Below are 14,866 nucleotides of genomic sequence, written 5' to 3' on the forward strand. Positions count from 1 at the left end.
TTTCTTCGGGACAGATCCGTATAAAAGAACAACTGACAGTAATCTGTTTCGAGAAACAAACCCCCATCAGTTGTTCATTCAAGCCGTTACAAACGGATTACTCCTGCGCTTCGCCTTCTTCAGTAGCTGGGGCTTCTGGCGCTTCAGCCGCTTCTTCGGCGGGTGCTTCAGCAACAGGTTCTTCAACCGTGTTTTTCTTCGCAATCGCCTGAGCACGCGCTTCGTTTACTTTCTTCTCAGCATCCAGACGGGCTTGTTTGGCCGCGGTCTGTTGCTGCGTTTTAGCATCGGCAGTTCCCTGCTTACGGCCTTCTTTACCTTGTTTCCAGTCTTCAAACTTGGTATCGGCCTGCTCCTGCGTGATGGCACCTTTGAGAACACCTACCTGCAGGTGTTTTTTCAGCATGATACCTTCGTGCGACAGGATTGAGCGGGCCGTATCAGTCGGTTGTGCTCCATTCAACAGCCACTCCACAGCGCGGTCGTTTTTCAGCACCACCGTTGAGGGATCCGTGTTTGGGTTGTACGAACCGATCTTTTCAATAAAGCGACCATCCCGTGGTGCTCTGGCATCGGCTATTACGATGTCGTAAATAGCCAGTTTTTTGCGTCCCCGACGCGATAAACGGATTTTAACTGCCATTTTATTGGTTTGTTTTACGTGAAGGCCCCGGCCTACGGTGTTGTAAACCGCCCTTCAATGGAATTAGGGGGCAAAGGTACAAATATTTTTAGAAAGAATCGTCATCATACCCCAAGTAAAACCGCTTTCAGGACGTTTTTTATCGGCTTTCAGTAACCTTCCGACCCCGTACCCATAAAACAACAAAACCCCGACGTAGGCCGGGGTTTTGAGCAGGAAGGTCTTCCTTATCGGTCGAAACGCTGACCAGACTGGTACGGCGACCGGAGCATGTTCATCGGAACGATTTTGATTTCTACCCGACGGTTTCGCTGTAGATTGTCGCCGGTGGTGTTCGGCGCAATTGGCCGGTACTCACCGTAGTATTCAACCGTTACCCGACTCGGGTCAGTTAAACCAGCGCGGGTCAGGAAGCGTTTAGCGGCATCCACCCGACGTTTCGACAACTGTAGGTTGTAACCGTAGGAGGCCCGGTGGTCGGCGTGACCAACCAGGATGATACCGCAGTTGGTTTTTACGTTCAACAGTTCAATCACTTTCCGCATGATTTCCTGAGAAGCCGGACGAATCGTTGCTTTGTCGGTATCAAATTCGATATTGCTGAACAGGGCTTCGCACTCAGGAGCGAATTTGCCGCGCAGAATCGAGCTGATGATGCTGTCGAGGTTCATGGCGACCCCGGCACCCGAAACTACACTACCCGCAGGGGTGTTGGCTTCTTTATCAAACAGGTCAGCAACACCGTCGTTGTCCGAGTCGGTGTACAGACGAGGATCAACCGGCTTCGGCATGTTCGCTTTGGCGATTGAATCCGCATCGTTCATCGTCGGGTTATACGGTTCTTTGATCAGATCTTTCGGATCGGCCCAACGCAGGTGGTAGCGGCCTTTCGCCGGATCGTAAACACCGTCTTTGCCGACTTTCACCGCGCTCTTGCCGATTTTGTAGGTAATCGACAGACCAAGCCGTGACCACTTATCCAGCCCTGAATTTCCGCGTCTCCAACCGTATACGTTGTTGGCTTTCGAGTTGTCAACTCCACCGACCGTCATATCCAATTTCTCGGTGTTGACATTGTAGAGGGTAACATCAAGACCCAGATCCAGACGGGGCGTCAGTTCGTAGTGCAGCGCCGTACCAATTGGGAACACAAATTCGCGGGTGTACACCGATCCGTCGGCTTCCCAGCGTCCCTGCGTAACCGAGCTGTAGTCGCGCCGGTCATTGGAGTAACGAATCATCTGGTCGGTCGTCAGGTCATACACCCGGGTATCAAACCACATCAGACCAGCTCCTGCCTGAATATCCCATTTCCAGCGTTTCAGCTTGCGGGTTCCGAACAGAAGAGATTTCATGTTAACATTGGCGTTCAATGTTCCCTGCAGGAAGTTAGAACGGAACCAGGCATTGTAAAGCGCCTGTTTCGAGCCACGCAGCGAACCGATGTTAAACTCCGCTGAAGCACCAAAAAGGTGAGTTAATTGTTTATTGATGGACACGCCCACGGCGCCAGTTACCTTTGAACGGGGCCCTCTTTCCGGAAAAGCTTTGTAGATACCGTAATTATCCAGGTCGCCAAAGAAACGCGTAAGCGCGGGTGTGACGGTCACTGACCAGGTGTTCATCTTGTAGTCGCCCTCGTAAGACCGGTTACGGGTCGATGTTCCAGACGAGGAACTAGTGGTGGTGGTGGTGTCAGTTTGGGCATACCCGACGGCCTGCGTTAGTAACAGAAGCGTCAGAGAAGCGAAAATGGAAATTTTCTTCATGAGAACTCAGGTTTAATTCATAAGCCTTTTACGTTGAACAATCGCCCGGTCGGCCGCCGGTTCGGCAAACCGTTTTTAAACTATTCCTTTAGCGGCAGCCTCCGCGAAGTAAATCTATAAGCCGGATTCTGTTTCCGATCCGATGGCCGAAGCCAGCTTTTCAGACTCTTATCATTTATCTCGATTCCGGATCACTCCGAAACTCTATCGATCTACCCGCACCGGCGTCGTTGCGGCTTTCGCCGAAACTACAGGAACGAGTCGCCCCCATTCCGATGCCTATTTGATCTTTCAGCCCATAAGGTTTACCCTGCCCCGTCTGTCACCAGCCGGGCGGTAGGCTCTTACCCTACCTTTTCACCCTTACCGCAAACTGTTTATCCAACGGCCTGCGGCGGTATATTTTCTGCGGCACTTTCTGTCAGCGGGTCGTACGACGCCGGGCGTCTCCTCTTCGCTGCCTTCCCGTTAGGAAGTATGGTACTCTACGCTGTCCGGACTTTCCTCCCCGGTTCGATTATCCGTTCCGGAGCGATAAGACAATTTACTTCGCTTTGGTTGCCATTCCGTGATTACCGCAAATCTATAAATACTTAGGTTCTTTAAAAACCTGGTACCGAAAAACTGCAAATTTTTCGAGCCTGTTGTCTAAAAAAATAGGTAAACGGGGGCTAACTACAATCCTTCGACCTTTAAATTGATTTTTCCGGACGCATAAACCACCGCCAGCATCGACTCCCGTGTCAAGTAAACCTGATCGGGCGTAACTTGTTCAAGTTTGCCGTTGATAACAACTCCTTTTGTTATCTGATTGTTCGTTAATCGTTCCTGAAGCGATTTTCGCGCTTCGTCGATCTGATCCCCCACCGGAATTGTTAGCTGTTTCTCCAACGTGCGCGCAAAACTACCTTGCAATAACCAATTCGCCGTTCGATACAGAATATTTTTTGTGTCCAGATCATAATGCAAATCCCGCAGCGAAATGGTCCGGGCCTGAGCGTCGTAATACGGCTGTCCCCGCAGGTAAACCGTTCCGTTCAGGCTACCTTTCAGATCGGCTTTGACAATCAGGGTGTTGTTCTGTCCGTACAGATCAATTCCGGCGATGGTAATCTTGTAGCGACCGTCACGAAACTCGTACGATTGGCCCACAAACTCTTCGGCAACAAGTCGGGCGGCTTCCCCGTACGTGGCTTCGCTCAGCAAACCAATGCGGAACTGATCGGGAATGGACCTGGAGACGACCAGCTCCGGAACGGCAACCGCCGGCTTCACCTCGGGTTTGGCCCCGGTTTGGGTCAGCGTGTAGGCTTCGATTCCAATTGTGGAGCGGATGGCCCCTTTTTCAAACCGAAAGGGGGTAATCAGAATCCGTTTGGGCACCACCAGCAGCCAGGTACGGTATTTTTCGGAAACCAGATACGGCTGCCGAATGGTGTTCCAGGCTTTCAGGACCGGCGTTCGCAGGTCGACCTGCTTTTGAACCTGCTCATCCAGCGCCTTGCTGATTTTACCCAGATTTTTGTCGATCTGACGGCCCACAATACTCGCCACCGGAATTTCGATACCGGCAATCCTCAGGGCGGGTTTCTTCACCCATTCGTACCCTTCAGCGGTGGTCTGGGTCTGGGCCGTCCAGTCTTTAGCGATGGAAAAACGCGTGGCAAACCGCAGGTTCATTTCGAATTCCGTCTCCTGAAACTGCGTAAAGCCCAGCACTTTCACACCGGCTTTGGCCCAGATTTTCAGGGGAACCTGAAAGTGAAAAAGACTGTCCTGAGCGGTAACATGGATGGGAGCCCGTTTCCAAACCTTGGTCATAAACAGATCGTTGTCATTGTCGGTCAGGCTGTTGTCTTCGTAAATCAGCCCGTTTACCTGACTATTGATCTGACGCTCGACATCGGCCAGCGCAATGGATAGAGGAACGTTTACTGTGGATAAGAATTTGTCGTTCTGTACTTCCATCTTAGTTACCTGATAGGCCGCTTTCGGGGCCTTCGGATTGGTCGTGGCCGTGGGTTTACATGCCTGAACCAGCAGCAGGGCCAGCAACAGGCATCGGAATGGGGTCAATGTAGTGAAAATATTTTTATTTGATCTTAACCTTGGTCGCGCCATAACCAAATTTTTCCTTCTGGGCATCTTCAAAATAAGCAACGTTCGGATTTTTGCCCAGCCGCCGGTGCAGTTCATTGCGCAAAACCCCGTTGCCCACCCCGTGGATAAAGGTGATGTCGTCCATTCCGCTGGCAATGGCATTTTCCAGATTTTTCTCAAACGCCTGAAGTTGAATCTGAAGCAGATCTGCGCTGGTCCGACCTCCAAAGCCGGTGGGCAAAAGTTTCTCGATGTGCAGATCCACCTCCGCCGACGGCCGCTCAACCGGGGTTGGCTGCGTTTTATCGGTCATACCCATTAAGCTTTCCCGAAGTGCCGTGGCATTCACGGGTTTCTCCGCTTTGGGCTTGGCGGGCTCTTCCCGAACGGTGTCCTCCACGTCCAGTTGATACAGGTGCCCCGGCTGGTTCACCACCGGAACCGGACCGCTGTGGGACTGAAACGTCTGCGCCCGGCACTTGATCCGTTTCACCAGCGGTGGCCGCAAGGTCATTGCACCCCGCCGGTGCCAGATTGCCTGAATTAGAAAAGTCGGCCAGTTTTCGAAGGTCGACAGCGAATACCGTTGGCCCAGACGCGTGAAAGACCGCGCTTTCAGCACTTCCGAATGCAGGCCGGTATAGCGCGCTTCCCGTTCTTCACCGATCGTAAACGGAAGGTCCCAATCCGTGTTGTTCACCAGGAAAACCTCCAGTTCTTTGACACTCCCGCGTTCGCTCAGCGGGACAAACGCCAGGTAAAAACCGACATGACCGACAATTTCGGGTTTGGCCGGTTTTTTTGGATCAACGATCGGTTCGGGCTTGAAGCGGGTGGCCTCCATTGGCGACACCACCACGATCTCCGAACGCAGGACGGGTATCCGAAACCCGTCTTCAATTTCAATTTCTACTTGATTACCGGGCAGAAACCGGGTTACGATTCCCTGTTCCTTCGCCCGCAGCATTCGTACTTTATCTCCGATATTCATATGTAATGATGATGTCCTACCACGCCGTTACGGAGCAAGGTCCGCAAGTACGTTCTAGGTACGTTAATAATATAACGTGTGAAAACGAAAACCGTTCCGGCCGTTGTACTCCAGCGTCGGCGCGGGCATTTTCAGCGTATTCAACAGAAAGAACACGGTTTTCAACGTCTTTTTCCGGGTTTTTATCCGGGTAAAATCCACATCGAGTGAGAGGTAATACTGCCGGTACGGTCGAAACCCGCGCTCCATGCTCCCGGCCACCTCGGCCGATACCATGTCGTGAATTCCGTACCCAACGGCCACGTTCAGCCACTTGGGAAGCCGGGTGTCGCGCCCGGCAAACGACGAGGGATTGACCGATAACCAGTACGTCTGCCCGTTGTAGTCTTTCAGCCAGCGATCGTTCCAGTGTTTTCCCAGCAGGTTCGGGCGCTCTCTGGCCAGCGCCGTGTAGTGAAACGAGAATTTGGGCTGAATCCGCAATTCACCCCAGGTCAGGTATTGTGCGGTATACAGCGCCGGACCGGCGACGTTTGCGATCATATCGCCCACCGAAAAACCGTATTCCGGCGAAAAACCGTCCAGAATCTCAATTGGGGTTTGGAAGATGACCCCGGTCAGACCGGCGTAGAGCGCGGCTTTGCGTTCTGAAAGACCCGCCCATTCATACGCCTGCGCCGAAACCCGGGCAATCTGGTAGGCCGTTACCATGTGACCCACTTTGTCGATTTGAAGCCACTCCCGGTTGTCGTTAAAAAACTTGAAGTTTGTCAGCGGATTGTTGTACCAGGCCCGGCTCAACCCGTACAGCGTACCGGCATAAACGACGGATTCACCGATGAGCAAACCCCGAAGCCGGCAGCGGTAACAGGGTTCGGTGGCCCGGCTGGTGGTATCCTGCGCAACGGCGGAGGGGACGAGGGAGTGAAGCAGAAAAAAAAGCAAAACGGCTTTCAGTACAGCAATTCCCTTCACGCTACTTCCTTTCCTTTGTTTAATACGCTCCATGGTATTTTCGCAGACCCCACTCGGCGCTGATTAACAGGAGGATCAGGAAGAAGATCCACCGCAGGTTAATCAATTCGTTGAGGGCTTCGTTGCTGCTCAGGCGTCCGGCGGGTTTGCGACTGACCAGATCGTCGGCCAGCGCGGCCAGCGTGGCGGCATTGTAGAACCGGCCACCGGTTTGCTGGGCCAGTTGCCGCAGCATCAGGTGATCGGCGGTGGTGTTGATGGCTTCCAGTTGCTGCTCCCGAACAATAAACTCGCCCGTAGCCGTCTCGGTCCGGCCGTTCAGTGAAGCCGTCGCCCGGAACCGGTACACCCCTTCGGGCAGGCTGCTGACTTCGAAACGGGAGTTGCTGGCGGTCGGTGTGTAATTAAAACTCCGGGGCACGTCCCGTTCGTTGGTGATTTCCAGCCGCACCGGGCGGTCGTACAGCTTCTCGTAAATGTCGTTGTACATCTCCGTCTCGAACACCACTTTTTCTCCCGCCAGAAATTCGTTGCGGATTGGGTACACCCGTAGCTTCCGACGGTCTTCCTTGATCGACACCAGCTGCATCACCTTCTGAAGCAACTCATCCACGACGGCCTGATTGTCGGTCAGGGCGAATTCTTCCAGACGCCACTCCCACAGCCCTTCGCCCGCCAGCACGGCGGCTTTGCGCTGGGAAGAAATGTTGAGCGCCAGCAACGGTTTGTTCGTCCGTACGCTCCCGACCTGCTGCCACAGCACCACTTCGCTGCCCGGCGACAGTTTGAAATCACCGAACGGCACGAGCATGGGCGGCAAACGGTCCAGCAGGGTCAGTTTTTGCGCGTCCAGATTCAGCTGGCGGAAATCGGGGTTAAACCGTCCCGTCACTTTGTCAGTCTGCCCGCCCCCGGCCACGATCTGCATCACCGGATTCAGGCCGTTGAACGACTGCAAGCCCGACTGGTTGCCCAGCACGAAAAGCACGGGCGTATTTTTTTGCAGCGCTTTCTGAACAACCGCGGCCCCGGCATTCTGGTTATCGGGCAGCTGGTGGAGAATTACCAGATCGTAGACCTTGTCCGGAATATCGGCGGTGCCTCCGTTCAGGATGCGGATATCAAGTTCGTAATTCTGATTTTTCTCGATGATGTTGCGAAAGGCCTTGATGTCGGGATGCGGGCTCAGGGCCAGCAGCAGAATTTTTTCCTTTCCGTCAATGATGTCAATGTAAACATCCCGGCGGTTGTTTCGGGGGGAAAATTCACCACTTAGCGGCAGCACTTCCACCACGTAGTGCTGCATTCCTTTCTGGTTGGAGGAAGTCTGAAACGTCAGTTGCTGAAAGGTTTCGGGCCGGTTGAAATTCACGGTTTGCCGACTCAGTTCCCGGCCGTTCTGCCGCAAAACCACCGTTCCCGTCTGGCCCTGAAAGCCAAAGCTGGCCACGTCGGCCTGAATGGGAAACTGATTCCCCAGGTACGCAATCTTGTTGGCAACGGCATCCTTCAACTGCACATCCCGCTTCGGGATGGTGTCGCCCACCCCGACGGTATGCACCGCGAAGTTGTAGCGCCCGAACGTCGGTGACAGGCCCTGGTTGGCAATACCGTCCGAGATCAGCACCACGTCGGTCAGGTTGCGCCCCTCGTAGGCCGTCCGGATGCCGCCCAGCAGGTTTGACAAGTCCGTGGTTCGCCGGTTGAAGGCAACGGTTTTCAGATCCCCCGCAACCAGGCTATCGCCCAGGGTTTGCACCGACACATCAATATCTTCGCCCGTCAGCCGTTCGCGTAGCTGGCTGGCGGCTTCGAGCGCCCGGTCGAGCTGCGCCCGTCCACCCGCCGTCATCGACTCTGAGTTATCAATCGCCAATACCACCTTGGGCTTTTCAGTGACGGTCTGGATGCTGCGAATCAGCGGATTGAGCAGCAGGAAGCACACCATACTGACGACCAGAAACCGGAATGCCGCCAGCGCCAGATTCATCCGCTGGCTCCATCCGGCATTTGATTGGTACAGGGCAAATGCATAAACCGCCCCGACCGCCAGACAAACCAGCAGCCACCAGGGCGACGATTGAAAATACAGTTCGGAGCGCATCTTTTTCAGTTAAGAGTTTGGCGTGAAGAATGAAGAGTTAACGGCGTCAGGCAACTCTTCATTCTTCACGCCAAACTCATCATTATTACGTAAGCATTCCCCCGTCGACCTGCAGCACTTGGCCGGTGATGTAGCGCGACAGGTCGGAAGCCAGGAACAGGGCACAATCGGCCACCTCTTCCGGTTGTCCACCACGCTTAAGTGGGATGGACTGCTTCCATTCTTCCATGGCTTTCTCGTTGATTTCGCCGGTCATTTCGGTTTCGATGAAACCCGGAGCAATGGCGTTTGAACGGATGTTGCGCGAGCCCAGCTCCAGCGCCACCGACTTGGTAAAGCCGATGATGCCCGCTTTGGAAGCCGCGTAATTGGCCTGCCCGGCGTTACCCCGCAAACCGACTACCGACGTCAGGTTGATGATCGAACCACTTTTGGCTTTCATCATCGGTTTGATTACGGCTTTGGTCAGGTTAAAGACCGACTTTAGATTAACGTTGATCACGGCATCCCATTGTTCTTCGCTCATCCGCATCAGCAGACCGTCGCGGGTAATACCAGCGTTGTTGATCACCGTGTCAATGGTACCAAAATCAGCGATGACCTGATTCACCAGTTCTTCGGCGGCTTTAAAGTCCGAAGCGTCAGACCGGTAGCCTTTGACTTTACCCCCGAAAGCCGCTAGTTCGGCTTCCAGCGCCTGTCCTTTTTCAACACTTGAGAGGTAGGTGAATGCAATGGCAGCGCCTTCCTGAGCGAAACGGGTGGCAATGGCCCGGCCGATGCCGCGTGAGGCTCCGGTAATCAGCGCAACTTTTCCTTGAAGTAAACTCATGAAGTAGATTTGAGAATAACGAAGGTTTATAAGATTGGCCGCAAAAATAGTAGTATATATTCGATCATCCGACTACTTTTGCTCGAAACCTGATAAAGAGTTGCGCGACTTTTTGCGTCGTTCTTTCTCCGAAACGCGTAGTTCCCAACGCATCGTGTGAAGATTGGCGAAAGTTTTGGTTGCCAAACAATCTTTGATTTTATCATCGTAACTCCGTCTATACTCATGATACGTTTTGCACTGACGTGCCTGACCATCTGTTCCAGCTTGCAGAGTATCGCCCAGCAAATTCACGCCCACAACGATTACGAGAAGTCAGAGCCGCTCACAAACGCCGTTCGTCACCGCGCCGGGTCTATCGAAGCGGACGTGTACGTGGTTGACGGTAAATTACTAGTTGCCCATGAGAAATCCCAAATAAAACCTGGCCGTACGCTGGATTCCCTGTATTTAAAGCCGATTGCCGATCTGTTCGCCAGGCACAAAAACCGGTACTCATCCGGGTCCGTCAGTGACGACCGGAAGTATACTTTTCAGTTGATGATTGACATGAAGGACAACGGCGTGGAAGGCATTAAACTGCTGGAAAAAGCCGTAGCCCCTTACCGCACCTGCTTCGACCGGTCCATGAACCCGATGGCTATTCAACTGGTGATCAGCGGTAACCGTCCGCCCATTGCCGACTGGATTGATTATCCGGCCTACATTCTGTTCGACGGTCGGCCCAGCGAGTTGTACGACGACGAGACGATCAAGCACGTAGCGCTCTTCAGCGATTCTTTTCGGAACTATTCCCGCTGGAACGGCGAGGGCGAGATGCCGGAAAAAGACCGCGAAACACTGAAACGGTTTATCAAACGGGCGCACAGCCAGGAGAAGCCCATCCGGTTCTGGGCCGCCCCCGACAACGCCAACACCTGGAAACAACTCGACAAAATCGGCGTCGATTTCATCAATACCGACAGCGTAGAGGAATGCGCGAAGGTGATCAAGTGATCTCAGTCGAACACGTAATTGATCGTAAAGCCGGGTTGTAATGTAGCTGACAGACCGCCATTCCAGGATTTGTAGTCGGAATTTTCCGGATAGAATTGTTTGTTAAAATATACGCTTCCCAATGTTGCTTCTACAATAAATCGCTCGCCAAGCAAATACGCTAAACCGGCACCGACAGCAACACCCGCCTGGTGGTTTGTGGTCTTGGTGTCATTGACGCTGGACTTGTTTCGAGTAGCTGCGTATAATAAATCGCCGGAAACATAAGGCCGCAACCGGTTATCCGAAATATACTTTTTTACGTAAGGATTAATACCGTAAACAAAAGCAGAACCGTCATCCGAGCTGCTTAAACCTAACGGCACCGAAACACCCAGGAGAAGATTCTTTTGAACAAACCATCCAATCGACGGTGAGATTGTAAACGTATTGGATCGTTCTTCTTGTGCTCCTGGTTGGTTATCCCTGCCTCCCGTTGTAATGAAGCTGAAACCACCACCGACTATCCATCGTCCTTTTGCCGTCTGGGGAGCCTCATATGACTCTGCACTGCTGGACGAATTAACGCCCGTTAAAATGACTAACCCAACTCCAACGCCACTCAGTGAGAAGGGATAAGAACCCGTGTTTGTCGATGCTTCCAGGCCAATGCGGTCGGTTAGGTAGTAATTAGCGCCAACTTGGAAAATGGGTGAAGCGGTAAAGCTGTTTCCATCGGGGCTTTGTACATTTTCACCTTCGTGATTGATCGTGTTATAGTTTAATGTCAAACCACCACCCAGGAATACCCGCCATCTATCCCGTCCCCAATACCGCCGGATATACCCATTTAGCCCAGTAGAAAGTTCTGTAGTTTTATCTTTTTCTCGTTGGTTTAAATAGGCCCGACTCGAACGGTTTGCATTTAAACCGGCACTTACTCCCACACCTATTAGCCAGTTATCTTTAAAAAAAGCACCCCGATTCAAGGCTAAACCGCTTTGGATTGAGTGACTTCTGTACGTATTTGGAGTTATGTCATTCTTTTGGGATGAATACTCAACAGACAAGTTTCCGGTCCAGATGCCCTGGCCTTTTTCGGTTTGTGCCTGAGCAAGGGTGGAGACCGCAGCCAGGCCGGCTAAGAGTAGGAGGTTTCTCATGATGTAGATAGTTAATCCGTTAAAAATATAGCGGATGCTATCCACATATGTATGCTAATTCTTGTTAAAATTCCTTAAGTAGCCTTAAAAACCATCGATAACTTATTAGAAGGAAAAGACCGGTCAGCCAGTTACCCGGAAATGTCAACTATAAAAGAGAACGGGGCAAACCGGTAGATATGGGTCCGGTTTTCGCCAGGAACGCTCGTTCTGGGCCGTGTACACTTCCTGCCGAAGCTGATCCAGACGGCCCCCAAGGCCGCCCCCGACAAAAACCCGCCAGTTGCTGTTACCCCAATATTTGCGTGTAAAAACCGACAAACCGCCCTGCCAGTACTGCCGATCGAGAGCAATCCCGCTGGTATTCCGCTGCTTGTAATACGAACCGCTGACCGCTAGTCCCATCAGCCAGTTATTCGGCAAAAACACCCCGTGGTTGATGGAGCCGTTGAGCTGCGGGCTGCGCCGGATGTAGCCATTGGGATATTCACCCGTCAGTTGGGTAGTGTTGATTTGCAGAGTTCCACTCCACAGCGCCCGTCCCGCTTCAGTTTGGGCAAGGGCGCAGCCGGTCGATAGAAAAAGAAGGCTTAGGGTAGTTGTGATTTTCATCGTCGTTGAGTTGATGCAGTGGCGGAGAATTTTGCTAGACTGCTTTTGACTCCCCTAAGTAAAAAAATAGGCTGAACTTTCGTCCAGCCTATCGGTATTCTATTTAGTCAGAAGTTATTCTGATTCGGTTACCGGCTCCGGTTTCTTCACCGTGATGATCAGGTTTTCACCGTTATCATCGTAGTCGGCCTGAATCACATCGCCTTCTTTCAGATCACCTTTCAGGATTTCTTCCGCCACGGGATCCTCCAGGTATTTCTGGATAGCCCGGCTTAGCGGACGAGCACCGTATTGTGGATCGTAGCCTTTGTCTGACAGGAAATCTTTCGCTTTTTCGGTCAGTTCGACTTTGTAGCCCAGGCTCGTTACCCGACCCAGCAGTTTGCCCAGCATCAGGTCAATGATCTTGTGGATGTCTTCGCGTTGCAGCGAATTGAACACGATCACATCGTCCAGACGGTTCAGGAACTCCGGAGAGAAGGCTTTCCGCAACGCGTTCTGAATCGTACTCTTCATGATCTCGTCCTGGTTCTCCGTTTTGCCACGGGTGGCGAAACCAATACCGGTACCGAAATCTTTCAGGTCACGAACCCCGATGTTCGAGGTCATGATGATGATGGTGTTCCGGAAGTCAACCCGGCGACCCAGACCGTCGGTCAGGATACCATCGTCAAGCACTTGCAGCAGGATGTTGAACACATCCGGGTGGGCTTTCTCGATCTCATCCAACAGAACGACAGAGTAGGGTTTCCGGCGGATTTTTTCCGTCAACTGCCCCCCTTCTTCGTAACCGACGTAGCCCGGAGGAGCTCCGACCAGACGGCTTACGCTGAATTTCTCCATGTATTCCGACATATCAATCCGCACCAGCGCATCTTCTTTGTCGAACAGATACGAAGCCAAAACCTTCGCCAACTCGGTTTTACCAACCCCGGTCGGGCCGAGGAAGATAAACGAACCGATTGGTTTTTTGGGATCTTTCAAACCAACACGGGTCCGTTGAATGGCTTTCACCAGTTTCTGTACGGCTTTGTCCTGACCAATCACGCGACCGGTCAATTGGTCTGACATGTTCAGCAGCTTAGCGCCTTCGTTGGTGGCTACGCGGTTGGTCGGGATGCCCGTCATCATGGCAACGACTTCGGCCACATTTTCTTCCGTTACCGTGTAGCGTTTTTTCTTGGTTTCTTCTTCCCAGGCCAGTTTCGCACGGTCCAACTGATCGATCAGACGTTTTTCCTTGTCGCGCAGTTGAGCGGCTTCTTCGTATTTCTGGCTTTTCACCACCTGGTTTTTCTCCTTCTTAATGTTCTCGATGCTTTCTTCCAGCTTCAAGATATCTTCCGGAACCGAGATGTTGGAGATGTGTACGCGGGCACCTACTTCATCCAGAACATCGATGGCTTTGTCGGGCAGGAACCGGTCAGAGATGTAACGCTCCGAAAGTTTCACGGCCGCTTCTACCGCTTCGGGCGTGTAGTTGACGTGGTGGTGATCTTCGTACTTATCTTTAATGTTATTCAGGATTTCGATGGTTTCTTCCACTGACGTAGCGTCGACCATCACTACCTGGAACCGACGGGCCAGTGCGCCGTCTTTTTCGATATATTGCCGGTATTCATCCAGCGTCGTGGCACCAATGCATTGGATATCGCCCCGGGCCAGTGCTGGTTTGAACATGTTGGAGGCATCGAGCGAACCCGAAGCGCCACCCGCACCCACAATGGTGTGCAACTCGTCAATGAACAGAATCACTTCCGGTGACTTTTCCAGCTCGTTCATGACCGCTTTCATGCGTTCTTCAAACTGACCGCGGTATTTGGTACCGGCCACCAACGAAGCCAGGTCCAGCGTCACCACGCGTTTGCCAAACAGCACCCGCGATACTTTTTTCTGAACGATCCGCAGCGCCAGACCTTCCGCAATGGCGGTTTTACCAACGCCCGGTTCACCAATCAGGATCGGGTTGTTCTTTTTCCGGCGGCTCAGGATCTGGGCCACGCGCTCAATTTCTTTTTCACGACCAACAATCGGGTCGAGTTTGCCTAATTCGGCCAGCTTAGTCAGGTCACGTCCGAAGTTGTCCAAAACCGGCGTCCGCGACTTCTCAGAACCTTTCGGATCTTTGCCCGAGCCGGAGCTGCTGCTACCAAACATGCCGCGGTCGTTGTCGTCGTCGTCAGTTTCGGGGCCCATGTGCGGACGTGTACCAGAAGATTGATATTCCAGCATCTCCTTGATTACCTCGTAGTTGACGTTAAATTTGTTTAGGATCTGGGTGGCCACATTATCTTCATCGCGCAGAATCGACAACAGCAGGTGCTCGGTGCCAATCAGCGGACTTTTGAAGATTTTAGCCTCCAGGTACGTAATTTTCAGGACTTTCTCAGACTGGCGGGTCAGTGGAATATTGGCCAGATTTTTGACATTGTTGGTTGCTGTTCCCTTGGTCGCCTGTTCGATTGTTACACGGAGTTCGTCCAATGAAATGCCCAATTTTTTCAATAACCCAACGGCTACCCCTTCGCCTTCCCGAATCATACCCAGCAGCAGATGCTCTGTACCTATGTAATCATGACCCAGACGCAGGGCTTCCTCTCTGCTGAGCGAGATAACTTCTTTAACTCGGTTCGAAAATTTAGCTTCCATTCGCTTAGGGTTGTATTGTAATTGCGTCTTATCTAACTAACGAAAATTTTTTC

Annotated in this window: 11 protein-coding genes and 1 other RNA gene; 1 reads left to right on the plus strand and 11 read right to left on the minus strand. The window is 52.4% G+C overall.

The window, feature by feature from the left end; all coding sequences use genetic code 11:
• Positions 1-97: 97 nt before the first annotated feature.
• The 8 genes from OQ371_RS23135 to fabG all read right to left on the minus strand — a co-directional run bounded on the left by OQ371_RS23135 (position 98) and on the right by fabG (position 9,414).
• Positions 98-643: a 30S ribosomal protein S16 gene (locus tag OQ371_RS23135; protein ID WP_265990704.1), complete on the minus strand. Its 546-nt coding sequence runs from the start codon at positions 641-643 to the stop codon at positions 98-100.
• A gap of 227 nt (positions 644-870) precedes the next feature.
• Positions 871-2,412: an OmpA family protein gene (locus OQ371_RS23140; RefSeq protein WP_265990705.1), complete on the minus strand. Its 1,542-nt coding sequence runs from the start codon at positions 2,410-2,412 to the stop codon at positions 871-873.
• A 101-nt stretch (positions 2,413-2,513) separates the two neighbouring features.
• Positions 2,514-2,963: RNase P RNA component class A (rnpB, locus tag OQ371_RS23145), an RNA gene on the minus strand.
• A gap of 124 nt (positions 2,964-3,087) precedes the next feature.
• A complete protein-coding gene (locus OQ371_RS23150; RefSeq protein ID WP_265990706.1) occupies positions 3,088-4,488 on the minus strand; it encodes a DUF4403 family protein in 1,401 nt (466 codons plus the stop codon).
• A gap of 16 nt (positions 4,489-4,504) precedes the next feature.
• Positions 4,505-5,503, minus strand: coding sequence for a Smr/MutS family protein (locus tag OQ371_RS23155; protein ID WP_265990708.1), 999 nt, complete (start codon positions 5,501-5,503; stop codon positions 4,505-4,507).
• 63 nt (positions 5,504-5,566) lie between these two features.
• Positions 5,567-6,511, minus strand: a complete 945-nt coding sequence (locus OQ371_RS23160) for a DUF2279 domain-containing protein (protein ID WP_265990709.1) — start codon at positions 6,509-6,511, stop codon at positions 5,567-5,569.
• On the minus strand, positions 6,498-8,582 hold the full coding sequence (locus tag OQ371_RS23165; RefSeq protein WP_265990710.1) for a vWA domain-containing protein: 2,085 nt from the start codon (positions 8,580-8,582) through the stop codon (positions 6,498-6,500). The genes OQ371_RS23160 and OQ371_RS23165 overlap by 14 nt, the downstream gene beginning before the upstream one ends.
• An 85-nt stretch (positions 8,583-8,667) precedes the next feature.
• Positions 8,668-9,414, minus strand: a complete 747-nt coding sequence (fabG, locus tag OQ371_RS23170) for a 3-oxoacyl-[acyl-carrier-protein] reductase (RefSeq protein WP_265990711.1) — start codon at positions 9,412-9,414, stop codon at positions 8,668-8,670.
• Positions 9,415-9,639: 225 nt separating this feature from the next.
• Between fabG and OQ371_RS23175 the strand changes: the two genes are divergently transcribed.
• Positions 9,640-10,410 carry a phosphatidylinositol-specific phospholipase C/glycerophosphodiester phosphodiesterase family protein gene (locus OQ371_RS23175; protein WP_265990712.1) on the plus strand — a complete coding sequence of 257 codons (771 nt, stop codon included), beginning with the start codon at positions 9,640-9,642 and terminating at the stop codon, positions 10,408-10,410.
• Between the two features lie 2 nt (positions 10,411-10,412).
• Here OQ371_RS23175 and OQ371_RS23180 read toward each other — a convergent pair whose 3' ends face one another.
• The 3 genes from OQ371_RS23180 to OQ371_RS23190 all read right to left on the minus strand — a co-directional run bounded on the left by OQ371_RS23180 (position 10,413) and on the right by OQ371_RS23190 (position 14,813).
• Complete coding sequence (locus OQ371_RS23180; protein WP_265990713.1) at positions 10,413-11,552, minus strand: outer membrane beta-barrel protein; 1,140 nt, start codon at positions 11,550-11,552, stop codon at positions 10,413-10,415.
• A gap of 144 nt (positions 11,553-11,696) precedes the next feature.
• Positions 11,697-12,164 (minus strand): hypothetical protein, encoded by a 468-nt coding sequence (locus OQ371_RS23185; RefSeq protein WP_265990714.1) that lies wholly within the window; start codon positions 12,162-12,164, stop codon positions 11,697-11,699.
• A gap of 114 nt (positions 12,165-12,278) precedes the next feature.
• Complete coding sequence (locus OQ371_RS23190) at positions 12,279-14,813, minus strand: ATP-dependent Clp protease ATP-binding subunit (protein ID WP_265990715.1); 2,535 nt, start codon at positions 14,811-14,813, stop codon at positions 12,279-12,281.
• Positions 14,814-14,866 lie beyond the last annotated feature (53 nt).

It is taken from the genome of Larkinella insperata (genome assembly GCF_026248825.1).
Taxonomy (GTDB): domain Bacteria; phylum Bacteroidota; class Bacteroidia; order Cytophagales; family Spirosomataceae; genus Larkinella; species Larkinella insperata.

Excerpts from the sequence above, each read along its gene's own strand:
- OQ371_RS23135 (WP_265990704.1), bottom strand. The coding sequence starts at position 643 with ATGGCAGTTAAAATCCGTTTATCGCGTCGGGGACGCAAAAAACTGGCT.
- OQ371_RS23140 (WP_265990705.1), bottom strand. The coding sequence starts at position 2,412 with ATGAAGAAAATTTCCATTTTCGCTTCTCTGACGCTTCTGTTACTAACG.
- OQ371_RS23155 (WP_265990708.1), bottom strand. The coding sequence starts at position 5,503 with ATGAATATCGGAGATAAAGTACGAATGCTGCGGGCGAAGGAACAGGGA.
- OQ371_RS23160 (WP_265990709.1), bottom strand. The coding sequence starts at position 6,511 with ATGGAGCGTATTAAACAAAGGAAAGGAAGTAGCGTGAAGGGAATTGCT.
- OQ371_RS23165 (WP_265990710.1), bottom strand. The coding sequence starts at position 8,582 with ATGCGCTCCGAACTGTATTTTCAATCGTCGCCCTGGTGGCTGCTGGTT.
- fabG (WP_265990711.1), bottom strand. The coding sequence starts at position 9,414 with ATGAGTTTACTTCAAGGAAAAGTTGCGCTGATTACCGGAGCCTCACGC.
- OQ371_RS23175 (WP_265990712.1), top strand. The coding sequence starts at position 9,640 with ATGATACGTTTTGCACTGACGTGCCTGACCATCTGTTCCAGCTTGCAG.
- OQ371_RS23180 (WP_265990713.1), bottom strand. The coding sequence starts at position 11,552 with ATGAGAAACCTCCTACTCTTAGCCGGCCTGGCTGCGGTCTCCACCCTT.
- OQ371_RS23185 (WP_265990714.1), bottom strand. The coding sequence starts at position 12,164 with ATGAAAATCACAACTACCCTAAGCCTTCTTTTTCTATCGACCGGCTGC.
- OQ371_RS23190 (WP_265990715.1), bottom strand. The coding sequence starts at position 14,813 with ATGGAAGCTAAATTTTCGAACCGAGTTAAAGAAGTTATCTCGCTCAGC.